Genomic DNA, 21325 nt, shown 5'->3' on the forward strand with positions numbered 1-21325 from the left:
TCCACATGGTTATCCACAGTGGGGAAAACCATGACTATCTGTGGATAACTTGATTCCCCCGCCGCATAAATCCACCGGCGCAGAGTCAGACGGGCGTACGAATCGGCTGGTGAACGCGGGTAGACCCGGATGCACACAGGAGGCCCGCACATCCGTGCGGGCCTCCTGTGGACAACCGGCGGGACCGTCGGGGCTCAGCTGATCGCGGCCACCCCGACCAGGGTCGCCACCAGCACCAGGACGAACACCACCAGCACCGATCCGGCCTGGACCAGCGCCCTCCTGCGGGGCGGGGACGCCGGGGCGTGCGCCAGGCCGAACCCGATCAGCAGACCGCCGACCAGGCCGCCGACATGCGCCTCCCAGCTGATGCCCGGGATCGAGAACGTCGCCACCAGGTTCACCACCACGATCGCCACGATCGGCCCCAGCGAGAAGCCGCGCCGGCGCTGGATCACCAGCAGCGCGCCCAGCAGCCCGAAGATCGCCCCGGAGGCCCCCAGCGCCGCCGTGTCCGGCGCCGCGATCAGCTGCAGCGCCGAACCGGCCAGCCCCGACACCAGGTACAGCGCCAGGAAGCGCCAGCGGCCCAGCAGCTGCTCCAGCGGCGGCCCCAGCACCCACAGCGACCACATGTTCATGGCGATGTGCAGGATCGCGGTGTGGAAGAACACCGAGGTGATCATCCGGTACCACTGGCCGTCGGCCACCCCGTTGCCCCACATGTACAGGTGGTCCAGCTGGTTGGCGTCCAGCACCTTCCAGCCCAGCACCCACACCACCACGTTGATCCCGATCAGGATCTTGGTGACCAGCGCCCGGTCGCCGACCAGCCGCCCGCCGAACTCGGTGCGCGCCTCCCGCACCGCCGTGTTGCCGCCGTGCACGCACTCCCGGCACTGGAAGCCCACCGCGGCCTCGACCCGGCACTCCGGGCACACCGGACGCCCGCACCGGGTGCAGGACACCCCGGTCTCCCGCCCCGGATGGCGGTAGCAGTCGGGCAGGGTGTGCGCCTGCGGCCGGTCGGAGGGTGCGGGCTGGTCGGAGAGCATCTCATCCTGCCTTCTCGGTGCCTTCGCAGGCAGCAGCTTCTCACCACATGCTCCCGGCCCGGCCCCCCGCAGAACAAGCCTACGGGCGACCGGGCCGGGAGAAGGCTGCTACCGCCGGGAGATCCGCACCGACTCGATCACCACGTCCTCGACCGGGCGGTCGTTGAACGGCGTCACCTTGGTGCCCACGATGGAGTCCACGACCTTGCGGCCGGCCTCTCCGCTGACCTCGCCGAAGATGGTGTGCTTGCGGTTCAGCCAGGTGGTCGGCGCGACCGTGATGAAGAACTGGGAGCCGTTGGTGCCCGGGCCCGCGTTGGCCATCGCCAGCAGGTACGGGCGGTCGAAGGCCAGGTCGGGGTGGAACTCGTCGGCGAACTGGTAGCCCGGGCCGCCGGTGCCGGTGCCCAGCGGGTCACCGCCCTGGATCATGAAGTCGGCGATCACCCGGTGGAAGACCGTGCCGTCGTAGAGCGGCGACTGCGACTTGGCGCCGGTACGCGGGTCGGTCCACTCCCGGGTGCCCTCGGCGAGCTCCACGAAGTTGGCGACCGTCTTGGGGGTGTGGTTCGGGAAGAGCTTGACCTCGATGTCCCCGTGGTTGGTCCTGAGAGTGGCGAACAGTTCCTCGGCCACGATGTGCCTTCCTGCAGTCCTGCGCTGACACCGGAATCCTCCCATGCCCTGCACAAAGCGGCGCAGAGGAGCAGGATGCGAGGAGACGTCCGGTACCGCCGGTCCGCCCCGAGGCCGCACCGGCGCGCCTTGGATCGTTCCCGGGCGCATGAACCTTAACTGGGTGGACAGGTGAGAAATCGGACGCCATCGAGGAGGAGGTACTGGTGACCCGCATCGACGCAGCGCGCGAGGCTGCCGGGAAGACCCGGGAGCAGCTCGCCCCCTATGCCGTGAGCGCACGGGACGCGGCAGCGCACTACACCGACGAGGCATGGCAGCGGCTGGCCCCGCGCATCGAGGCCGCCGTGGAGCAGGCCCGGGCGGCGGCCTCCGCGGCGCAGCAGGCCGCCCAGAGCACCGTGGACGGCAAGGTGGCGCCCCGGGTGACCCCGCTGCTGGAGCAGGCGCGGGAGCACGTCCCGCCGACGGTCGAGGACGCGGTGGGCAAGGCCGCCCGGCGCACCCGCCGGGCCGCCGGGTCGGCCCGCAGGTCGGCCGCCGTGGCCGCGCTCCAGGCCCGGGAGACGGCCCTGCCGGCCGTCTCGCACGCCTGGGACGAGGCCGCGCAGGCCGCGGCCCAGGCCGCCCAGGTGGCCCATGACCGCGGGGCGGCGGCGCTGCCGGTGCTGCGCGGCCAGGTGTCCCTGGCCGAGGTCGAGGCGCTGGCCGCCCGGCACAGCCGCCGGCGCACCCGCCGGGCCCGGCGGTTCCTGGTCCTGGTCGGCCTGGGCGCGGTGGCCGGCGGCGGCCTGATGGCCTGGAAGTGGTGGCAGAAGCAGAGCAACCCCGACTGGCTGGTGGAGCCCCCGGCCAGCCCGCTGCCGCTGCGCTCGACCCCGGCCACGGCCGACACCGGCGCCACCGCGTCCGCCGCCGACGCGATGCCGCTGTCCCCCGACGTCGAGGCCAAGGCGGCCGCCGAGGCCGACGCCGAGGGTTTCGCCGATCCGGTGGACGCCGCCGCGACCGACGACCCGGCCGACGCCGACAAGCCGGGACGCAGGAAGAAGTCCTGAGCCGGGGAACGACGCCGGGGAACGACGGAGCCCCCACCCGCGCTGCGGGTGGGGGCTCCGGTGCTGCTGCCTGCTGTGATCTCGTGTGGTCTCTGTGGAGCCTAGGGGAGTCGAACCCATACCGAGCACCGCCCTGACCTGCGGCTTTGCCGAAGAACCGGGACAAACACCCCTGTTTCCATCCTCCTGAACCCTGCTCGATCCGCCTCGATCCGGCTGGCGTAACCACTGGTGGTCACGCCTCCTGAGGAGCGGCGGGAGGCCCCTCCGGGGCTACCGCCCGAGTTGCATCGGGCTCCCAGAATAGGGCGCGGGAGGGAGCAGCGCTGGTGCGCACCCATCACGATGGCCCCATGAGTAACGCTTAACCGACTACTCCGCCAGAAGACGTCCTGACGCCGGGCGGCCAGCGCCTGGCCCAGTGCTACGGCCGTCTTCAGGACCTAGATGATCGATTCCAAGGCGTCAGTGGTCATACGCGGTCAGCGACCGCATGACGGGCTGGCCGGTGTGCTCGTTGTGCCAGATGGCGGTGGTTAGCGCGAGGACCCGCTGAAGCACTCGGACGATCACGCCGCCGGAGGTTCGGCCGCGATGCCGTTCGAGGTCGAGCTGGACCTTGAAGGTCTCGTTGATCGACCCCAGTGAATCCGGACAAATCAGCCACCTCGACATACGCCGGCGGGGCCGACTCGGCGAAACACTCCACGAGTACCACCACGCCGCCTGACCTGCACGGACGTAGTTCTCGGCACGGACAGGGTCGAGACCGCTGCGTGCCGACTGGCGAAACTCGCGATGGGGCTGCCGGCAGACGACGGCCCGGACGAATCGGAGTGCCGCTCGGCGTGCGCCAACCTCGCCTGCACCCACCGCAACATCGACGACAGGCGGGCGGAACTGCGTAGTTGGGAGGCCGCCGCTCACGACCGGCGCTCGCCCCGCCCCATGCGCGACCGCGCCGGGGCCCTGGCGGCCGAGCTGCAGTCCACCATCACCGCTCACGAGAGCACCGCAAGCGACGCGGGCCGGAAGGACCTCTGATGGGACGCCGCCCCCGCGACCGGGACAACGACCGCGCCGCGATCAAGGCCGCCGCCGAACGTCCCCTCGCCGGCACCCCGCTGCACTCCCCCTCGGGCAAGCCCACCGCCTCCGAGCTCATCACTCAGAGCGCCCTGCGGCGCGACATCGTGTACGAGCACACCGATCTGGTGCAGGACTTCCAGGCCCGGGCGAAGGCCCAGAACTCCACGCCGACCGCGATGCAGGACCTTGCCGACACCCACCGCGAACTCAAGGAGGCATTGGCGAAGGTGAAGAGGGACCTCGCGGAGGAACGGGCCAGAACCAAGATCCTGCGCAGCGTCTCTGTCGAGCTGTCCCTGGAACTGGAGCAGGCCAAGGCCGGGGTCTTGGCTGCGAACCGCATCACCGTACTGCCCGACCGCGGGCCCGGCAGCGGACTGTGAAGTCAGAGCCGCCGCAGGAAGGCCGGCATCCCCCCAGCGGGCGGCGCGGCTGACCGGGCTGGGTATGCGCTGGGCGCAGTGCCGGGGACGGGGCTTGCATGGGCCTTGGCTGTGGGCAGGCCTGCCGGAGGGCAGATCTTTTCACATCGGACTGCCGGGGCGGACGAAAATCGGTGATCGTGTCCACCGACAGGAACTCAGCATGAGCATGGAAACCGCAGCGTGTGCCGCGTTCCCCTCCGAGACAAGGACACCCATGGCCTTCAACGTCACGATCACCGACTACGACCCCGCCAACTACCCCCTCGCCGACGACGACCCCGCCAACCAGCCTGTCTACGGGGAGGACGGCGAGGAGATCGGGCCGCCCCCGTACCAGCGCCGGCCCTCCGACCCAACCGAGCTGACCTTCTACCCGGAGACAGGGCTGCAGTCCGAGATCGGCGACGAAACACACGTGAGCGGCCCCGCCTCCGCCCTGCTCGCAGCACGATCGGGCTACGTACCGGCGGGCGCAGCCTGGACCTTCTACACCGAGGAGGACTTCAAGGGCGAGGCATACCCCTACAACAACGACAGCCAGATCGCCCGCGTCCTGGACTTCGACCCCCAGTGCGGCAGCGTCATCCGAGGCACCACCATCTGAACCCCCGCGGTGCCCAGGCACGGAACGCGCTGTGAGCAGCCGGCTGCGACCTTGGCGCGGCTGGCCCCCGTGCGGCTTGTCGATCCGTACGTCGATACGAACTACATGCGGGATTCGGAAGGGTGTGGGGAGATGGGTGTGCCGGCGGGCGGGCGCAGTGTGCTGGTGACCGGGGCGACGGGCGGGATCGGGCGGGTGACGGTGTTCCGGCTCGCCGGTGCCGGCTGGGACGTGATCGCGGGGGTCCGCGGCGAGGACAAGGCCCGGGCGCTGGAGCGCGATGCCGCTGAGCGGGGCCTGTCCCTGCGTACGGTGCTGCTGGACGTGGCCTCTGAGCAGTCGTGCCGCCAGGCGCTGGCCGAGGTTGCGGAGATGACCGGTGGCGGCCTGTGGGCTCTGGTGAACATCGCCGGCATCCCGCAGGCGGGGCCGGTGGCGGACGTCGATGACGAGCGGGCCCGCTACCTGCTGGAGGTGAACCTGCTGGGCCCGGCCCGGCTGTGCCGACTGGTCCTGCCGGGCATGGCCGCCCGCGGCACAGGCCGGATCGTGAACATCTCCTCCGGCCTGGGCCGCGTCCCCTGGCCGATGGGCGCCTGGTACAGCGCGGGCAAGCACGCCCTGTCGGCGCTCACCCACTGTCTGCGGGTGGAGGCCGCGCACCTGGGGGTGCGGGTCTGCCTGGTGGAGCCCGGCGCGTTCGCCACCCCCATGCTGGGGCGGGCCCTGAGCGACCTCGATGCCGTCGGTCGCCCTGAAAGCCCCGGCTACAAGGGCACCGCGCGGCTGTTCTCCTCGGTGGACCGCCGCGTGCCCGGCCCCGAACCGGTGGCGCGCACCGTCGAAAGATGTCTGACGGCCCGCCACCCGCGCCCGCGCTACGTCGTCGGCCGTGACGCCCGTCTCCTCGTCCCCCTCCACGCCCTGCTGCCGCTGGCCTGGACCGACCGGCTCAAACACGCCGTCACCGGCCTGCCCCGCACCCCCGCACGAGAAGGCCGCACCGGGCCGCAGCCACCCGAGCCCGCATACCGTCGCCCGGCCGCTGAGGCGAAGGAGCGCGCATGAATGCCCACAGCCGCATCACCCACGCCGCGGTCCACCTGCCCACCGGTCGCCAGGGCGCCGCCGAGATCGAACAGCGCCTGCGCCGCCACAGCCCCTCACTCAGGCTGCCCGACGGCCTGCTGCAACGCACCTTCGGCCTGCGCGAGCGCACTCTCGCCGACCCCGCGGACCTGCCCTGCGACCTCGCCGCCCGCGCCACGAGCCGCGTCCTGCACGCGGCCCGCCTGAAGCCGGCCGACGTGGACCTGCTGCTGTTCGCGGCCGTCAGCGCCGACGTCCGCGAACCCGCCAACGCCCACATCGTGGCGGCCAAGACGGGCATGTCCTGTCCCGCCTTCGACATAGGCAACGCCTGCAACGGCGTCATCAACGCCATCCAGGTAGCCGACGCCCTCATCCGTACCGGACAGCACCGCCGTGTGATGATCGCCTGCGGAGAGACACTGTCCCGTCTCTCCCGCTGGGAACTGACCCGCGAGCAGCTCCGTACCGGCCTGACCTCACTCACTGGAGCCGACCTGGGCGTTGCCCTGCTGGTGGAGGCCTCGCCCGTCCCCGGCATCACCGGCTCGGCCTTCATGGCCAACTCCGCCGGGTGGCCCGCCGCCACCCTCTACGACCCCCACCACGCCCCCACCCGCCCGCAGGGCCTCCACGTCGACTCCGACGCGCTCCTGGGCTCCTTCATCGGCCTGGACGAACAGGCCGCCCAATGGCTCAAAGAGCAGCACGTCGCCGTCGCCTCACTCGACCTCGTGTGTGTCCACCAGCCGTCCGTACCCTTCGTGGACACCTTCTGCCGCCGTCTGCGCATCAACGCCGCCCAGATCATCTCCACTTTCCCGCACATCGGGAACGCCGCGGCGGCAACCCTGCCCCTCCAACTCGCTCACGCCGTCCACCAGGGCCGCCTCGCCCGGGGCAGCACTGTCGCCCTCTTCGGCCTGGCCAGCGGCGCCAGCGCCGCGGTGATGCTGCTGAACTGGTGAGCTCGACAAGCGGGGATCTTGGTGGCCCCCGGGCGTGGCGGACGACGCCGACGACTCCCAGTTGCCCGGCGGCGCAGTGGCGGCGCGTCCGACGGACGATCCGGGGGTGTTCACCCGCCACACCGAGCGGAAGGGCAACCGGTCGCCCCCACTGCCCGGGGATGACGAGCTCGACCTCTGAGCGACGTGCCGAGACGCACACCCGGTGCCGCGCCGGACCCGCCCCAATGCGGCACCGGCGCCGGGTCAGGCCTGCTGCCAGGTGACCCGGGCATTGATCTGCACTGCGCCCAGTAGGTCTTCGGGCATGGTGGCGACGATCTCGCCTGTGGCCTTCTCCCCGGCGGCCAGGGTCGCCCACCGGCTCTTGATGCGCTCGCCCACGACCTCGGAGGGCCCGGTCACACTGGTGACCGGCAGCCACGGGCTCAGATTGTGGGTCAGCACGACCTGGTTGACGGGAGCGCCGGTGTTGTTGACCACGCTCCAGCGCCAGGTGACGACATCTCCCTCCTCGGAGATGTCCGGTGCCTCGTAGACGAATGCGACGTCGGTCATGGCGGTGCCTTCCTCCAGGTGCGCGCGGACCGCGCACCGAACGGGCCGATCATCCGGCAGCCGCCTTCCGCCGCGCACCCCGTCCGGCCGATCTTCACCCGTCCGGCGGGCCCTTGGATCGGTAGGAGGGCCGAAACCGGCTCCGCGGTGATGGGGCTTGGAATGCGTCCGCACCCGGCCATGGAATCTTTGCGGACAGGATCGGGGCCGGTTCGCTAGCGTCTCGGGCATGACGGACACGGATGTCGGCGTAGGCGGCGGCGAGGTTCCGCATTGGTGCGGGTTCTTCGACGCAGGGGAGTTCGAAGCGTTCTGCGAGGAGTTCGACGAGGCATGCGCGTCTTTCGGCGCCGACGGTCAGGAGTTCGACGGCGGCCGTGTGGTGCTGGCCGCCGGCGCGTACCTGGAGCTCCGAACCTTCCGCCTCGACAGGCTCGCCCGCGCGTGCCGGGAAGCCCCGCAGGAGCAGTGGGGGGATCTCTGCTTCGACCAGGTCTGCGCGTGGAGTTCAACTGATGCGCAGGAGGAGTGGTTGGAGCAGGTCCCGCTGGACCGGGTCCGGGCGAGTCTGCGGATCCGGCTGCTCGACGGCCGCCTGCGGTATCAGGGCACGGGCCCCGACGACCCGCAGGAGCTGTTCCGTCTGCCCGTGGCAGACGGCCTGTGGGCCGGGCTGGTGGTGCCCGCCGTCCCGGCGGCACACGACGGCGAGCCGGACCTGGACACCCCGGTCCACAACGCGGCCGCCCTAGCCTGGGAGGCGTCACCCCAGGCGCTCGTGGCGGCCGCGCTGGCGAACCTCCAACTGGAGCCCGGCGTCGTGGAGCGGCTCGCGGAGCCGACCGGCGTCTTGGACTCCGCTGGCTGTCCGGTCGTGGCGACGGTCGTGACGGGCGGCCGCGGCAGCGCCGCGCGGCTGCTACTGCAGGCGGACCTCGAAGGCTGGTCCGCGCCATTCGGATCGATGGCCGCCGTGCCGGCGGACGACATGCTGGTGCTGTGCGCGGTGGCTGCGTTCGCCGACCGGGACCGGATCGCGACTGCGGTCGCGGCCCTGGCGCGCGACCGCATTCGTGCCGCCGAGCCGGGCACCCGAGTCAGCGGCGACGTTTTCTGGCACCGAGAAGGGCTGCTCAGCAGGTACCTGGCCGACGAGTCGGCGACCTCCGGCGGAACAGGGCTGTGAGCGTCGACCGTAGATGATCACCTCCGTCCTGCTGGATCAGCAGGGCCTGGGATCGATGGGCGCTTCCTGACCTACCGTGCCAAACGGCTCCCTACGGCGGCCGATCCGCCGTGGGTGGCGCGAATGGCATCCGCGATAGAGGCGGCGCCGACGATGGAATCGGGCTTCGTGCTCATTGAGATCGACGATCTGCCAATGTTTCAGACCCAGCTCTTACGCCTTGCGCCCCCCGTTCGTCACACTGACGCCGTGCCTCGAATAGTCACCGCCACCTCGTCCCGGCAGGTCCGTCGCCTCACCACGATCGCGTTCTTCGGTCCGCCGATGATCCTCGGGCTGTCATTGCTGTCCGCCAATCCCGACTGGAGTGGGCCCGGGCTGGTACTCGGGACCGTCGCGCTGGGCGCGACCCTCACGTTGATGGTCATCGCCGCGCCGAACGGGTGGTTGATCGTCGGCGGGGTGATCCTGGGGATCGCCGTACTGTCCGTGCCGGGGCCGATGCTGCAGGCGGAGGTGATGGCGCACCAAGGTCAGCGGGTGGAGGTGCGGGTCCCCTCGGTCAAGACGTACCAGGGCAATCACGGGCCGCAGTACACCTGCCTGCTGGAGCGGGTGGACGGCAAGCCGCTCAAGCACGCCGAACTGGGCAACGACTCCTGTGACGGGCCGACGCAAGTCGGGCAGACCGAGAACGTGCTGGTCGACCCGCACGGCTGGACGGCGCCGGAACTGACCGACACGGACAACAGCGGGGTCGACATCGCCGCGTGGGCACTGCCGGGAGTACTGGCACTCTTCGAACTGCTGGTCTGGCTGTCCCGGCGGGTCGGGCTGCGCCGCTTCGAGGGCCGCTGATGGCGCCCGGATCACGGAAGAACGTGGCCTGGCCCCCGGATGGGCATCCGGTGGGGCGGACGCCCGCTGGCGCTGGCGGCATGATCGGAGAAACTATGTGCGCGCTCCTGCGGGTAGCATCGTGTCCGGTCGCAACTGGCGAAGGTGGGGAACCACCGGGGAGCGGCCGTTCTCCCGCGTGAGCGTCGACCGCCTGGGCGCCTGCGTCAGTGATGTCCCGCTGACACAGGAGGCTATGACGTGGATCTGCGCTATGGGATCAACCCGCAGCAGGAGGCGGCGACTATCGCGCCGGTGCAGCTCGGCCGATGGCCGGTCCGGGTTCTGCAAGGCAGCCCGTCCTACATCAACATGCTGGACGCGCTCAACAGCTGGCAACTGGTGCTGGAGGCGAGCCGGGTCCTGAACCGGCCAGCCGCTGCCTCCTTCAAGCACGTCTCGCCCGCCGGTGCGGCCGTGGCCGGCCCCGTCGATGACGTCACCGCCGAGCTCTACGGCATCGACCGCGACAGTGTCGGCGCGCTCACCAGCGCATACCTGCGTGCCCGCGACGCCGATCCGAAGTCCTCCTACGGCGACTTCGCCGCCGTGTCGCACCCGGTCGACGCCGAGCTCGCCGAACTGCTGTCCCGCGTGGTCTGCGACGGCGTCATCGCCCCCGGTTACGCTCCCGGCACAGTCGCGACGCTCAGCAAGAAGAAGAACGGCCGCTTCCTGGTCATGGAAGCGGACCAGGCGTTCACACCCCCGCGGCACGAGGCACGGGAGGTGTTCGGCCTGAGGCTCTCCCAGCAGCGCGACGAGATGACGCTGTCCACCGCTCTGCTGGACAACGTCGTATGCGGCACGCTGCCGACCAGGGCAGCCGAGGATCTCCTCCTGGGCCTGGCGGTCCTGCGCTACACGCAGTCTAACTCCGTGTGCTACCTGCGCGGCGGGGCGACCCTGGGGATCGGTGCCGGCCAACAGTCCCGCGTTGACTGCACCCGCCTGGCCGGCGCGAAGACAGATATCTGGTGGCTGCGCCGCCACCCGGCTGTCCGTGCACTCGCCTTCCAGCCGGACACCCGGCGCCAGGACCGGATCAACTGGCAGATCCGCTTCATCGAGGGCGACCTCACCCCGGACGAGAGCACCCGCCTGTCGACAGCCCTGTCCGCACCTGCACCCGAGCTGACGGACGAGCAGCGCACGCAGTGGCTCGCAGGCCTGGCAGAGGTGGCATTCGTCTCGGACGGCGCCTTGCCGTTCCGCGACAACGTCGACCACGCCCACCGGCACGGCGTCGCCTACATCGCCGAACCGGGCGGATCCATCCGCTCCACCGAAGTCGAGGACGCCTGCCGCCAGCATCAGATCGCCCTCACCCACACCGGACTCAGACTCTTCCACCACTGAGGACCTCGATCGAGGCCCCTGCCCCACCCGGTGAGGACCTCAAGACCTTCCGCCCATCGACCCACCAGCCGGGCGTGTCGGCAACCGGTGAACCATCCCGGTCAGAGCACTACCGGGAACCGATGGCCTCTCGTGCTTGAGGGGTTCCATCGCGCAGGGTTGGGGTTGGGTGCGGCAGGTTCCATCGCATCGGTCCGGGAGACGACATGCCAGGCGCGTTCGGCAAGAACAGCCAGCCACCCGATCATGACGTGCTGGGCACGTACGAGTTCTTCGACCCGAACGGACTCGTCGCTGTGCAACGGATCGGCGAGCATCCCTCGTGCGACGTGGCGGCCAGGGCAAGCGCGGACGAGATGGAACGGCGCAGCGGCGGTCGGCTCCTGATCACCGCGATCCGCCGCCGCGACCAGACAGGGTGGATCACCGTCCCAAGGTGACCGGTGGCAGGCCGGCGTTGGGGCAGTGCGGAGTCCGAGGCGGTCCTGCGATGCCTCTCGACGGTCAAGGTGCCGTCCTGGCCACCGCGAGGCGCTGTTCGCTGCCGCGCCGCGCCGTTCACCCTTGCTGCACACGCGTACCTGGCAGCTGCTTCGGATGGCACGAGGCCGGTCGCGGGGCAAGCATGGAGGCATGACCGGTCCCGAACCCCCGTTGAGCAATGACGCGCACTACCTGTCAGCCACGGCCCGCTTCCACGGGTGGGCGGTCGACGTGGAGTCCGGCGGTGACATGCAGTTCACCTTGCTGGACCGGGTCCTGGCGGTGCGGTTCTGGCACGACGGCGGGTTCCGTTTCGCGACGGCACACGGACCGGACAGTGCCCGCGCGGAACTGGACCTGCCCCAGGTGCTGGAGGCTCTGGAGCAGCAGGGGAAGACGCCGCCTAGTCCCGTGTGACCGCGGTGTCGAGTGGGATCGGGAGGCAGCGCGGCATCGGGGGGACCGGTCGGGGCTGGTCGGCTCAGTCTGGTTGGCGCGGTGGGCGCAGCGAGGGCGAGCAGCGCGGCGATGGCTGCGGGCAGCAGCCAAGTACGAGCAGCGCGACGTCCTCACGTTCACCGCCGTCTTCGAAATGGACGCAGGGGGAGAGCCGACCATCCTGAGCACCAAGGAACCGATGGTCCTCATCGCGCAGCTCACCCTGTTCCCGCCCAAGGGCGAGACCTACCGGCTCGAAGCCCCAGTCGAGCTGATCGACCTTGGAAAACCGGACATCATCGCCGCCCGCATCACGGTCTTCGACTGCAAGTGGGGCGGCCTGTAGCAGCCGAACGGACAGCAGTCGGCCCCGGCGCCTCACCCAGACACTCGGTGACACTCTCAAACTGGTCGGCGCAGCGCCGGCCGTAGCCTGCCGGTTGACGGTGTCTGGCTGATCACAGCGGATCGCAGGTCGCGCTCGAAGAAGTCACCCTCCGCCAGCGGGTCGTCCATTGACGTACGGCCCGCATACACCGGGCCCCGCCGGCGGACCGAGGACATCTTCATTGCCGTAGTTGAGGGCCCGGTTGCGACCGGGCCCTCAACTACGGAGCGAGTGAGCTCGTCGGCTCATCCGCGTCATTCCAGACTGTGCGGACCGCATCCGGTGGCCATGGCCAGGCGTGACTACTCATCGAATTCGGCGAACGCGGCGCTGAGGTCAGCGGCCACCGCCATGTGGTCGCGTCCCTCAATCCGGTACTGAGGCATGTAGTAGACGACTTCACCGTCCTTGAACAGGAAGAACGACGGATCAGACGGCGGGAAGTCCGGGAGGTGACGGAAGAACGTCTGGACCGCTTCCACGTCGTCGCCGGGAAGTACGGTCAGCAGCCTGTCGGGGACCTTGGCTCCGGAGCTGTTCGCCAGGGCGAGGCGGACCCCGGGGCGGGCCATGCCGGCCGCGGCTGCGGTGACGGCGTTGACGGCCACCAGAGTCAGGTCTGTCTTGACGTCCTCCATCGCGGCGTCCACCTCCTGGGAGGTGAGCAACTCCCTAAACCCGATCGAGGTCAGTTCCTCCCTCATCGGCTTGACCAGCAGCGGACTGTAGTGCGGCATCCCAGCTCCTCACTTAGAGCAATCATTTGCTGAAAGTGATCCCAGGCAGCGCTCTCGACCTTGGTGACCGCAAGCGCGCCGATGAGGCAACTCGCACGCTTCGGGTCACCAAAACTGATCAGAAACTGGCACTCAGCAGTGCCCGCCGATTCTGGTCAGGTCAGCGATTGCAGGGTGATGCTGGTGGTGGTGGCGATGATCCACAGGCTGGCGCCGAGGATGAGTGGGCGGGGGGCCGGCTCGTCGCAGGGAGGTGAGGTCGGTGGACAGGCCCACCGCGGACAGGGCGATCGTGATCAGGAAGTGAGCGACCTGGTTCAGGACGGGTTGGCATGGGGCCGGGATCACGTGGGCGGTGTTGGCTGTGGCGGTGAGCAGGAATCCGGTCAGGAACCAGGGAACCAGCCGGGACACGCGCAGCCGGGCCGGGTCCGCGACCGGTGCGCGGTGGGTGACTGGATGCCGGTGGCGGCGTGCGCGGGCGGCGAGTGCCAGGCAGATGGGGATGATCAGCAGGGTGCGGGTGAGTTTGACGACGACGGCATACCCGGTGGCGGCGGGGCCGTACGCGGTGGCGGTGGCCACGACCGAGGACATGTCGTTGACCGCGGTCCCGGCGAACAGCCCGAAGGCGTGCGGGCCCATCGCGAGCAGGTGGCCCAGGAGGGGGAAGGTCAGGACGGCGGCGATGTTGAACAGGAAGATGGTAGATACGGCGTAGGCGACGTCGCTGCTCGCGGCGGTGATGACCGGGGTGATCGCGGCGATGGCGGAGGCTCCGCAGACACCGGTGCCGACCCCGATCAGGGTGCGCAGGTCGCCGGTGATGCGAAGGGCACGGCCTAGCCAGCAGGCGGCCAGGAGGCAGGTGCCCAGGGTGCCGAGCATGACGGGAAGTGAGGCGGTGCCGACGTGCAGGACCTGGGCCAGGGACAGTTGGCAGCCCAGGACGACGATGGCGGCCTGCAGGACTCTGCGGCTGGCGAAGGTAATCCCTGGGGAGAGTCTGGGGCCGGGGCGGTGCAGGACTGCCAGGAGCGCGCCGAGCGCGATGCCGCACACCGGTGCGCCGACCAGCGGCAGAGTGTTCCCCAGCCCGGTGGCGGCCGCGCCCACCAGCAGCGTGAGGGCGAGCCCGGGAAGTGCCGGGCTCGGGCGCGACAAGCGATGGTTGCGGGGCGGGGTCTGTGGGGGGCTGGCGCGTTCCTTGACCGGGTGGGCGCGCTGGGGGGCGTGAACGTCGTTGTCCATGCTGCTGACTGTGGCCGTTCGGCTTGTACTGCTGTACCCCCCGCTCGTCGATGGGGGCATAAGCTGCCGTTATGACCTGGCGGGAAGCCGGGGTCAGGGCGAGGGGTCGCGGTAGCGGTGGGCGAGTTGGGGGTCGGTCAGCCACCAGGGGCGTTCGCCGTTTTCGGGCCTGGGGCCCGACTCGGTCCCCGGGTTGGCGGGGGTGGGGTGCTGGGTGTCGAGGCGGTCCAGGGCGGTGTCGGTGTCGCGGGTGCGCTGGTGTTCGTCCTTGATGAAGCGGGCGATGAGGGCGACCAGGAACGGGATGCCGGCGATGTCGCCCAGTCCCCACAGGACGGCACCGCCCCATTGCTGGTCGGTGTGGGGGTCCATGCCCCAGGGGCGGTGAAGGTGCTGCCAGTAGGTGGTGGCGAACTGGTGGTGGCCGTAGACGAGGGTGAATCCGAGGGCGGCGTCGAAGATGACTTCGGCGATGGTGATGACGATGCCGATCAGCGGGTGGTAGTGGTGGGCGACGGGGTCGATCTGCAGGCGGGGCCAGTAGTAGGCCAGGCCGAACGCGACGAACCCGGTGTGGAACAGGGCGTTCCAGCCGGGGTGGGTGAGGCTGTTCTGGTACCAGGAGGTGTAGTACAGCAGCCAGGGCGGCATGATCAGCAGCACCGTGGACACCAGTGGGAACATCAGTGCCCGCGAGCAGCGCCCAGCCAGTGCCGCGCGCAGTCGTTGTGCCGCGCGGGTCGGCAGGGTTTGGGCGGCCAGAGTGACCGGTGCGCCGAGTGCCAGGAGCAGGGGCACGACCATGAGCAGGACCACGCACTGGACGGCGCGGTCGGTGAACAGGACGCGCTCGTAGACCCCGGGACCGCCGCAGCAGGTGAACACCCACACAGCAGTGCCCAGCGCGAACGCCGCAGTGCGCGAGGGCGCCCAGGGTGTGCCGTGTCGGTGCAGCCGGATCAGGGCGATCAGGTAGGCGGCGGCGCCGGCCGTGGCCAGGACCAGGACCGCGGGTGCGATGTGCCAGCCGGTGAGCGCCCGGTGCAGCGTGAAGGCGGGCGGCCCGGCGTAGGAGCTCACCGGGTGGGGTCCGGGTCCGGGAGTTGGGCGGTGGTCGCCTGGGGGTTGGTGGAGCGGGGGATGGCGGTGGGCAGGGTCCGGGTGGCGGCTTCGAGGGCGTGGGCACGGTCGGTGTGGTCACGAATGTGGGTGATCTGTCCGCCGCGCAGGTGGAAGACGCGGTAGTACAGGGTTGGTGTGGTGTCTGGGGTGGTGGGGTCGGTGATGTGCAGGGCCAGGATGATGGCGGCGGGCAGGCTGAGGGTCTCCTGGGTTTGGGTGCGCACGCCGAGGTCGTAGCGGACTTGGTACCAGGTCAGGGCGGCGGCGCGGCCGTAGCGGGCGGGGTCGCCCGGTCCGGTGGAGGCCCAGTGGACCTGGGGGTGGAACAGGGCCCGCAGTTGGCGTATGTCGGCGGTGTGCAGGGCCTCGCGCAGCTCGGCGGCAATGGCAGGGACGGGACGCGGGAGCATGGGCGGACTCCTGGGACAGGTCAGAAGGGGCGGGCCGGCAAGGAGCCGGGCCCGGGTGCAGAGGTGGGGGCCGGTCTGGGATGAACCGGCCCCCGGCGGGTTATGCCACGCGGGTGGTGCCGGACGCGTTGGTTGTGGTGGGGGCGGATTCGGGGGAGGCGGTGGGGTTGGGCAGGAGGCGCTGGCGGTGGTGTTCCTCGGTAAGGTCGTGCCGGCGGGCGTGGAGCAGGTCGGTCAGGGTGATCAGACCAACGACCTGCCCCTCTGTGTCGACGACGGGGGCGCTGCTGAGGTGGTGTTCGGCGAACAGGTAGGCGACCTGGCGCAGGGTGTCGTGGGGACGGACGGTGGCCTGCAGCGGGCGAGCGGTGTGCCCGGCCACCGCCACCAGGGCGCTGTCGGCGTGCCGGTGCAGGCGGCGCAGCGTGGTCACCCCGACCGGGCCGTCGGGGCCAAGGACCGGAATGTGGGCCTGTCGGCGAGCGGCCGGGTCCTCGGTGAGCAGTTCGAGGAGTTCGGCATCGACGACCTGGTCGACTCGCAGGGTGAACGGGGCGGGTTGCATGACCTCGTGGGCGAAGAAGGTCTCCAGGGGGTCGGTGGAGTACTCGCGGGTCAGGTGCAGGCCGCGGCGGGCAATCTTCTCGGTCAGCACGGAGCGTTTGAGGACCAGCGCGGACAGGGCGTACGCGGCGGTGGAGGCGATCAGCAGGGGCAGCATCGCCGGCCAGGCGTGGGTGAGTTCCAGGGTGAAGACCACCCCGGTCAGCGGTGAGCGCATGACGCCGCCGACGACCGCGGCCAGCCCGCACATGGCCCAGAACCCGGGGACCACGGTGGGGAAAAGCATGCCCTCCCAGGCGCCGAGCGCGCCGCCGATCATGAACACGGGGGCGAGGACGCCGCCGGAGGTGCCCGAGCCCAGGGACAGGGACCAGATCAGGGTCTTCACCACGAGGATCCCGATGATCAGCGAGAGGGTTGCGCGGCCGGTCAGGAGCTGGTCGATGACGTCGTAGCCAACCCCCAGTGCGCGGGGTTCGACCAGGCCGCCGGCGCCGATGATCGCGCCGCCGATGGCGGGCCACCACATCCAGTGGAAGGGCAGCTTGGCGAAGGCGTCCTCGGCCCGGTAGACCAGCCAGGTCGCACCGACCGCCAGTGCCCCGCCGGTCAGCCCGACCACCGCGGCCAGGACCTCGACCGGGGCGGTCAGATGAAGGCCGGTCGTGAGCACGGGGAACACGGGAGCGGTGCCGAGCAGGAAACCGCGGCACACGGTGGCCACCGCGACGGAGGCGGCGACGGGCACGAAGCTGCGCGGGCGCCACTCGAACAGCAGCAGCTCGACCGCGAGCAGCACGGCGGCCAGGGGCGAATTGAAGGTGGCGGCCATGCCGGCGGAGGCGCCGGCCACCAGCAGGGTCTTGCGTTCATCCGCGGTCAGGTGCAGGAGTTGGGCGAGCATGGAACCGATCGCGCCGCCGGTCATAATGATCGGCCCCTCGGCGCCGAACGGTCCACCGGTGCCGATGCTGATCGCCGCGGATATCGGTTTCAGGACGGCGACCTTGGGGGCGACCTTGCTGCCGCCGGTCAGGATCGCCTCGATGGCCTCGGGCATGCCGTGGCCGCGGATCTTCTCCGACCCGTAGCGGGCCATCAATCCGATCACCAGACCGCCCAGGACCGGCGCGGACAGCACCAGCCACCACGGGTGGTGCACCAGCCCCGGCGCGACCAGGGACGCGTCCCAGCGCTGGTAGAAGACCAGGTTGGTGACCAGCCCGATCAGCCGCAGCAGCCCCAGGGCCGCGAGCGCGCCGGCCGCGCCGACCGGCAGCGCCCACGCGGTGATCTTCAGCATCCGAGGGCTGACGGTGAAGTCCCCCAGGTGCGCGACGCTGTGCGCCGCCTTCCCGCTCACAGCGGCATCGGCCCGGGCAACTCGGAGGCGTACGCCTCACCGACCACCGCGTGGAACTCCCCGAGCGCCTGCGTGGCGTGTACGCGAAGCACCGGGTCGATTCGCGACAGGATCCGTTTGAACTCCTCGTGCCGCCAGGCCAACACCCCCTCCACCAGGGCGGCGCCCCGATCGCTGAGTTCCAGGGTGACCACGCTGCGATGGTGCGCGTCGGCGCCGCGCACCACATGGCCCGAGACCACCAGTCGCTCCGCCAGGCGCGTGACAGAGGAGGGGCCCAGGCCAAGGGCGCCGGCGACCTTCGAGGACGGGCAGCGGCCCAGGTCGCGCAGAGCAAGCAGAACCCGCATCTGCGCCAGCGACACGCCCTGACCGGCCGCGTCCAGGCTGTGCAGGGCGACGCCGATCAGGTCCCGCGTCGCACGCTGGAACGCCTGTATCTCCTCTTCGCTGGGCCCCGGGTCTTGACCTGCAGTGATTGCCATGACGAAAGTATTGCATAAGGCAATTGTTGCCGAGAGGTAGAGTTGGGGGAGCATAAGGGCACACAGCGCGCGGGCCGTGCGCCCCACGGGTCAAGGGAGTCGCGCCATGAGAGCACCGGCGCCGACCACCCAGGCCCCGAGGCGGGGCATCGGGCGCGGAGCATGCTGTTGGCCCAGGTCGCCCACGGCGGATTGCCCGCCCTGGCACGCGCCCTGATCCACGCCCGGCGGGGCGACCAGCCCGGGGCCGCCATTCCGCTGGGCGCACTGCTGCGCGCGGTACCGCAGGTGGACTGGCTCACCAGCCACGACCGCGTTCACCAGGCATGCCTACACAACGACCAACTCTTCGGCGACTTCCAGCAGGCCGGGCGCGGTCACCGTCCTGCGCCGAAGGGGCCGGGCTGCGATCGTGGCCATCGACCAGCCCCGCAACCGCCCCAGGGCGGCCTTGCGGCGCTCGGAATGGCAGCGGAACCCCCTCCCATTAGGAGCGATCTAAGAGGCACCGCCGACGCGGTCCTGAGAGGGGCGGCGGCGTTTCTCCATGAATGAGCCCATAAGGTGTCATTACGGTTGCCCTCATGAAGAAGACGATCATTGCGGTGGTCGGTTCGATGCTGGCTCTCGCCCTGGTGGTCCAGGGCACGCCGTCGCTGGCCGACTCCACCCGCACCCAGGCGCGTGCCACGACCGGGGGGAACCTCGGCGCGGAGCAGATGTCGCTGTGGGAGAACCTTCCACCCGCCGAGTGGGAGCAGGCGCTCGAAGAGGACTGCGTCGAACACGGCACCCGCCACTGCGAGATGAGCAAGAGCCAGGTCGACGCGGTACTGCCCGACATCAAGAATCTGACCGCTGCCCTGGACCAGGAAATCAGGGATGACCCGAGCCTGGTCGCCGCGCTGCATCCGACCAAGCCGGCGCCGCAGACGCGCGGCGTCGCCACGGTGTGGTCCCAGGTCACCACCAAGATCGCGGAGAGGAGCAAGAACGCGGCGGTGCACGCCCTGGGGGCGACGAAGTACGCCGATGCCATCGGCGGCTTCGCGGAGAAGGTCGCCACCGCGAACACCGTCCACGACGGCCTGACCGACAAGACCGCCGAGGACGTGGCCAAGACAGTGGTCGGCGCACTGCCAGGGCTGGGGGATGCGTTCTCGCTGGCCTCCGCGGTCAGCAGTGGCGACCTCGAATCGGGCATCGTCGCCGTGGTCTCGCTGGCGGGCACCATGGTCGCCACGGTCTGTCCGCCGGCCGGGGTGGTGATCGCCGTGGCCGCGCTGGTCTACACGGTCGCGAAGAAGATCTGGGGCTGGCTGTGCGGCAGGACCCGCGACTGGCGGCTCGACCCGCCGGGCAACCCCGAGGACCTCTTCAAGGAGGGTGCCGACCTGGCCTGGGACGCGCGGACCGGACTCGTGAACGGTCGCCAGGGGGAGAGCAGGAACTTCGCCGTGCTGCTGAGCCAGTTCACGCCTGGAAACGACCACGGCGAACCCGTTCGCTGGGCGCACGCCAAACTGCTGATGGACTCCAACTGGTCGAAGGCCGCAGCGGCGGGCAAGGTCCCCAAGCCCTACACCGTCACGAACATCAACCTCTACGGCCTTCAGGGAATCCACGACGAGGTGGTCTTCAAATCCGTCCAGGACGGCGTGGAGCGCAAAGCGGACTGCAGGATCGACCAACCGAAAGACGTCTGGACCGCGGGCATCTCGGCCCTGTGCACGCTGCCTCCCTCGGAGCAGTTCACGATCTCGCAGGGACACCCGGCCGTCGTCATGATCGACTACGACTACGTCATGAGCAGCAAGCGGGACCACAACACGGCGAGCTACCCGTGGTACTGCACCCAGAGCACAGTCCCATGCGTCCCTGAGAAGTCCGCCGAGTTCAAGAGCGAGGTATGGGTCGAACGGGGCAAGGAGAGGTTCCACCTGCCGGTCGATCTCGGTTACGGGTTCGTGGAGGACTACCCCGGAGACGTGGTGAAGCACATCGACTGACCGCGAACCCCACAACTCCGTGCCCCGTACGGCCCGAAGAGGATACCGGAAATGTCGGGGCCCTCGGTTCAGGTGTCGCGCCTGGGCGGTCCGGCGCGGTCTCGCAGACGGCGGCGGGCCGGACCGCTGGTCCATCGGCCCGCGAAGAGCCGCGCCGGCCGCCCAGGCGCGTACTTCGGCGAACCCCGGCGTCGGCGCGAGTGCCAACAACCGATTCCGGGCTCCCTGGGGGGCCGAGTCGGTGGCACACCCTGTCCACGTGTGATCCACGCCCACATTTAGCCCAAAGCGACCTTCAGCGTAAGGACCATATGAGACTGGGGCTTCCGTCGATGTCTTCCCCGGGGAGTCCCCATGTCATCTCAGCGACGCCAGGTGCGCCATGCCGTGTCGGCTCTCGTCTTGTGTGTCGCGGCTTTGGCCGTCGCGCCGCCCGCGCATGCCGACAGTTCGCCATATCCCGGTCCCGGTGCGGTGCGGCTGCGGGCGGTGGGCGACGTGACGCTCACCGGGGGGAGCTTCGGGGAGGTGGCGGTCGGCCAGAGCGGGACCGTCGTGCTGATCCTCGCCAACCACTCCGCCTCCGGTTCCGCCGGCTTCGACGGGATCCCGTTGACGCTTCCTCCCGGCGTGACGCGTACCGGTGGTACGTGCGACCTGGAGGCAGCCCTGGTGGCAGGCGATTCCTGCACGATCGAGCTGACCTGGACTCCGACCGCCGAGGGCCCGTACACGGGCACGGTGTCGCTGACCGCCGACGAGGACCCCAACCCTCCCTACACCGTCTCGGCCCAGGTGAGCGGCACCACGCCGGTGACCCCGACAGCCCCGCCGTCGCCGTCCCCCTCGCACAGCGCCACGCCGACAGCTACCGCCCCCGCGACGGTCCGGCCCTCGCGGACAGCGTCCACGGCGGCCGCGTCACCCAGCCGCAATGAGCGGCCCCGCCTGGCCAGCACCGGCTCCTCCGCCACCCGGGCCACGGTCATCGGCACGGCCGGGCTCCTCCTGGTCGCCGCGGGAGCTGTGCTCGTGCGGCTGCGGCGCAGCCGGCGCGGCACACATCAGTAGACGCCCTCCGGCGAAGCGCACCGCGACCGGATCTCCGCCCGGCATCCGCTCGCATTCCGTGCGCATCTGGTTCAGTCCGG

Annotated in this window: 23 protein-coding genes, 1 pseudogene and 1 riboswitch; of the genes and pseudogenes, 14 read left to right on the top strand and 10 right to left on the bottom strand. The window is 70.3% G+C overall.

Annotated features, from left to right (window positions below):
- Nucleotides 1–194: 194 nt before the first annotated feature.
- On the bottom strand, nucleotides 195–1055 hold the full coding sequence (locus IF29_RS0115125; protein ID WP_030254389.1) for a rhomboid family intramembrane serine protease: 861 nt from the start codon (nucleotides 1053–1055) through the stop codon (nucleotides 195–197).
- A 108-nt stretch (nucleotides 1056–1163) separates the two neighbouring features.
- Nucleotides 1164–1691: a peptidylprolyl isomerase gene (locus tag IF29_RS0115130; RefSeq protein WP_030254392.1), complete on the bottom strand. Its 528-nt coding sequence runs from the start codon at nucleotides 1689–1691 to the stop codon at nucleotides 1164–1166.
- 206 nt (nucleotides 1692–1897) lie between these two features.
- Between IF29_RS0115130 and IF29_RS0115135 the strand changes: the two genes are divergently transcribed.
- Nucleotides 1898–2749, top strand: coding sequence for a DUF5324 family protein (locus IF29_RS0115135; RefSeq protein WP_051725345.1), 852 nt, complete (start codon nucleotides 1898–1900; stop codon nucleotides 2747–2749).
- A 465-nt stretch (nucleotides 2750–3214) separates the two neighbouring features.
- Here IF29_RS0115135 and IF29_RS47630 read toward each other — a convergent pair.
- Nucleotides 3215–3388: pseudogene (locus tag IF29_RS47630) on the bottom strand (IS982 family transposase); the annotation flags it as partial.
- 159 nt (nucleotides 3389–3547) lie between these two features.
- Here IF29_RS47630 and IF29_RS0115145 point away from each other — a divergent pair.
- From IF29_RS0115145 to IF29_RS0115165, 5 genes are all read left to right on the top strand, one after another.
- Nucleotides 3548–3793 (top strand): hypothetical protein, encoded by a 246-nt coding sequence (locus tag IF29_RS0115145; RefSeq protein ID WP_030254401.1) that lies wholly within the window; start codon nucleotides 3548–3550, stop codon nucleotides 3791–3793.
- Nucleotides 3793–4221, top strand: coding sequence for a hypothetical protein (locus IF29_RS0115150; protein WP_030254404.1), 429 nt, complete (start codon nucleotides 3793–3795; stop codon nucleotides 4219–4221). The genes IF29_RS0115145 and IF29_RS0115150 overlap by 1 nt, the downstream gene beginning before the upstream one ends.
- Before the next feature lie 256 nt (nucleotides 4222–4477).
- Nucleotides 4478–4867, top strand: a complete 390-nt coding sequence (locus tag IF29_RS0115155) for a hypothetical protein (protein WP_030254407.1) — start codon at nucleotides 4478–4480, stop codon at nucleotides 4865–4867.
- Between the two features lie 132 nt (nucleotides 4868–4999).
- Entirely contained in the window at nucleotides 5000–5935 is a 936-nt protein-coding gene (locus IF29_RS0115160; RefSeq protein ID WP_084714270.1) for an SDR family oxidoreductase, read from the top strand.
- Nucleotides 5932–6924 carry a 3-oxoacyl-ACP synthase III family protein gene (locus IF29_RS0115165; RefSeq protein ID WP_030254412.1) on the top strand — a complete coding sequence of 331 codons (993 nt, stop codon included), beginning with the start codon at nucleotides 5932–5934 and terminating at the stop codon, nucleotides 6922–6924. The genes IF29_RS0115160 and IF29_RS0115165 overlap by 4 nt, the downstream gene beginning before the upstream one ends.
- Before the next feature lie 246 nt (nucleotides 6925–7170).
- On the opposite strand, the gene IF29_RS0115175 is transcribed toward IF29_RS0115165, so the two are convergent.
- The gene (locus tag IF29_RS0115175; protein ID WP_030254415.1) at nucleotides 7171–7482 is read right to left on the bottom strand and encodes a hypothetical protein; all 312 of its coding nucleotides are present in this window, start codon (nucleotides 7480–7482) and stop codon (nucleotides 7171–7173) included.
- Between the two features lie 229 nt (nucleotides 7483–7711).
- Here IF29_RS0115175 and IF29_RS0115180 point away from each other — a divergent pair, with 229 nt between their 5' ends.
- The 6 genes from IF29_RS0115180 to IF29_RS0115205 all read left to right on the top strand — a co-directional run bounded on the left by IF29_RS0115180 (nucleotide 7712) and on the right by IF29_RS0115205 (nucleotide 12191).
- Complete coding sequence (locus IF29_RS0115180; protein WP_030254418.1) at nucleotides 7712–8668, top strand: hypothetical protein; 957 nt, start codon at nucleotides 7712–7714, stop codon at nucleotides 8666–8668.
- Nucleotides 8669–8917: 249 nt separating this feature from the next.
- The gene (locus IF29_RS0115185; RefSeq protein ID WP_157623752.1) at nucleotides 8918–9526 is read left to right on the top strand and encodes a hypothetical protein; all 609 of its coding nucleotides are present in this window, start codon (nucleotides 8918–8920) and stop codon (nucleotides 9524–9526) included.
- A gap of 121 nt (nucleotides 9527–9647) precedes the next feature.
- Nucleotides 9648–9732: riboswitch (ZMP/ZTP riboswitch) on the top strand.
- Nucleotides 9733–9766: 34 nt separating this feature from the next.
- Nucleotides 9767–10924, top strand: a complete 1158-nt coding sequence (locus IF29_RS0115190) for a phosphoribosylaminoimidazolecarboxamide formyltransferase (RefSeq protein WP_030254432.1) — start codon at nucleotides 9767–9769, stop codon at nucleotides 10922–10924.
- Nucleotides 10925–11130: 206 nt separating this feature from the next.
- Entirely contained in the window at nucleotides 11131–11364 is a 234-nt protein-coding gene (locus tag IF29_RS0115195; RefSeq protein WP_030254436.1) for a hypothetical protein, read from the top strand.
- A 193-nt stretch (nucleotides 11365–11557) separates the two neighbouring features.
- Entirely contained in the window at nucleotides 11558–11824 is a 267-nt protein-coding gene (locus IF29_RS0115200) for a hypothetical protein (protein WP_030254439.1), read from the top strand.
- 175 nt (nucleotides 11825–11999) lie between these two features.
- On the top strand, nucleotides 12000–12191 hold the full coding sequence (locus IF29_RS0115205) for a hypothetical protein (RefSeq protein ID WP_030254442.1): 192 nt from the start codon (nucleotides 12000–12002) through the stop codon (nucleotides 12189–12191).
- A gap of 344 nt (nucleotides 12192–12535) precedes the next feature.
- Here the strand turns inward: IF29_RS0115205 and IF29_RS0115210 are convergent, their stop codons facing one another.
- From IF29_RS0115210 to IF29_RS0115235, 6 genes are all read right to left on the bottom strand, one after another.
- Nucleotides 12536–12970, bottom strand: a complete 435-nt coding sequence (locus tag IF29_RS0115210) for a BrxA/BrxB family bacilliredoxin (RefSeq protein WP_030254445.1) — start codon at nucleotides 12968–12970, stop codon at nucleotides 12536–12538.
- A 132-nt stretch (nucleotides 12971–13102) separates the two neighbouring features.
- Nucleotides 13103–14221, bottom strand: coding sequence for a YeiH family protein (locus IF29_RS41985; protein ID WP_232242153.1), 1119 nt, complete (start codon nucleotides 14219–14221; stop codon nucleotides 13103–13105).
- A gap of 93 nt (nucleotides 14222–14314) precedes the next feature.
- Complete coding sequence (locus IF29_RS43570) at nucleotides 14315–15301, bottom strand: cytochrome c oxidase assembly protein (protein WP_051725346.1); 987 nt, start codon at nucleotides 15299–15301, stop codon at nucleotides 14315–14317.
- Nucleotides 15298–15753: a nuclear transport factor 2 family protein gene (locus tag IF29_RS0115225; protein WP_030254451.1), complete on the bottom strand. Its 456-nt coding sequence runs from the start codon at nucleotides 15751–15753 to the stop codon at nucleotides 15298–15300. The genes IF29_RS43570 and IF29_RS0115225 overlap by 4 nt, the downstream gene beginning before the upstream one ends.
- A 100-nt stretch (nucleotides 15754–15853) precedes the next feature.
- Complete coding sequence (locus IF29_RS0115230; RefSeq protein ID WP_084714343.1) at nucleotides 15854–17620, bottom strand: chloride channel protein; 1767 nt, start codon at nucleotides 17618–17620, stop codon at nucleotides 15854–15856.
- Between the two features lie 56 nt (nucleotides 17621–17676).
- The gene (locus IF29_RS0115235; RefSeq protein ID WP_030254457.1) at nucleotides 17677–18165 is read right to left on the bottom strand and encodes a MarR family winged helix-turn-helix transcriptional regulator; all 489 of its coding nucleotides are present in this window, start codon (nucleotides 18163–18165) and stop codon (nucleotides 17677–17679) included.
- A gap of 584 nt (nucleotides 18166–18749) precedes the next feature.
- Between IF29_RS0115235 and IF29_RS0115240 the strand changes: the two genes are divergently transcribed.
- Complete coding sequence (locus IF29_RS0115240) at nucleotides 18750–20174, top strand: hypothetical protein (RefSeq protein WP_030254460.1); 1425 nt, start codon at nucleotides 18750–18752, stop codon at nucleotides 20172–20174.
- Between the two features lie 354 nt (nucleotides 20175–20528).
- Nucleotides 20529–21245, top strand: coding sequence for a choice-of-anchor D domain-containing protein (locus IF29_RS43575; RefSeq protein ID WP_084714273.1), 717 nt, complete (start codon nucleotides 20529–20531; stop codon nucleotides 21243–21245).
- The last annotated feature ends 80 nt before the right edge of the window (nucleotides 21246–21325 follow it).

The organism is Streptacidiphilus jeojiense, assembly GCF_000719095.1.
Lineage (GTDB): Bacteria > Actinomycetota > Actinomycetes > Streptomycetales > Streptomycetaceae > Streptacidiphilus > Streptacidiphilus jeojiensis.

Coding starts and splice junctions, on each gene's coding strand:
- IF29_RS0115205 (WP_030254442.1), top strand. CDS start 12,000: ATGGACGCAGGGGGAGAGCCGACCATCCTGAGCACCAAGGAACCGATG.
- IF29_RS0115155 (WP_030254407.1), top strand. CDS start 4,478: ATGGCCTTCAACGTCACGATCACCGACTACGACCCCGCCAACTACCCC.
- IF29_RS0115125 (WP_030254389.1), bottom strand. CDS start 1,055: ATGCTCTCCGACCAGCCCGCACCCTCCGACCGGCCGCAGGCGCACACC.
- IF29_RS0115150 (WP_030254404.1), top strand. CDS start 3,793: ATGGGACGCCGCCCCCGCGACCGGGACAACGACCGCGCCGCGATCAAG.
- IF29_RS0115240 (WP_030254460.1), top strand. CDS start 18,750: ATGAAGAAGACGATCATTGCGGTGGTCGGTTCGATGCTGGCTCTCGCC.
- IF29_RS0115175 (WP_030254415.1), bottom strand. CDS start 7,482: ATGACCGACGTCGCATTCGTCTACGAGGCACCGGACATCTCCGAGGAG.
- IF29_RS43575 (WP_084714273.1), top strand. CDS start 20,529: ATGTCATCTCAGCGACGCCAGGTGCGCCATGCCGTGTCGGCTCTCGTC.
- IF29_RS0115180 (WP_030254418.1), top strand. CDS start 7,712: ATGACGGACACGGATGTCGGCGTAGGCGGCGGCGAGGTTCCGCATTGG.
- IF29_RS0115230 (WP_084714343.1), bottom strand. CDS start 17,620: ATGCTGAAGATCACCGCGTGGGCGCTGCCGGTCGGCGCGGCCGGCGCG.
- IF29_RS0115225 (WP_030254451.1), bottom strand. CDS start 15,753: ATGCTCCCGCGTCCCGTCCCTGCCATTGCCGCCGAGCTGCGCGAGGCC.
- IF29_RS0115160 (WP_084714270.1), top strand. CDS start 5,000: ATGGGTGTGCCGGCGGGCGGGCGCAGTGTGCTGGTGACCGGGGCGACG.
- IF29_RS0115165 (WP_030254412.1), top strand. CDS start 5,932: ATGAATGCCCACAGCCGCATCACCCACGCCGCGGTCCACCTGCCCACC.
- IF29_RS0115145 (WP_030254401.1), top strand. CDS start 3,548: ATGGGGCTGCCGGCAGACGACGGCCCGGACGAATCGGAGTGCCGCTCG.
- IF29_RS0115210 (WP_030254445.1), bottom strand. CDS start 12,970: ATGCCGCACTACAGTCCGCTGCTGGTCAAGCCGATGAGGGAGGAACTG.
- IF29_RS0115200 (WP_030254439.1), top strand. CDS start 11,558: ATGACCGGTCCCGAACCCCCGTTGAGCAATGACGCGCACTACCTGTCA.
- IF29_RS41985 (WP_232242153.1), bottom strand. CDS start 14,221: ATGGACAACGACGTTCACGCCCCCCAGCGCGCCCACCCGGTCAAGGAA.
- IF29_RS0115235 (WP_030254457.1), bottom strand. CDS start 18,165: ATGGCAATCACTGCAGGTCAAGACCCGGGGCCCAGCGAAGAGGAGATA.
- IF29_RS0115195 (WP_030254436.1), top strand. CDS start 11,131: ATGCCAGGCGCGTTCGGCAAGAACAGCCAGCCACCCGATCATGACGTG.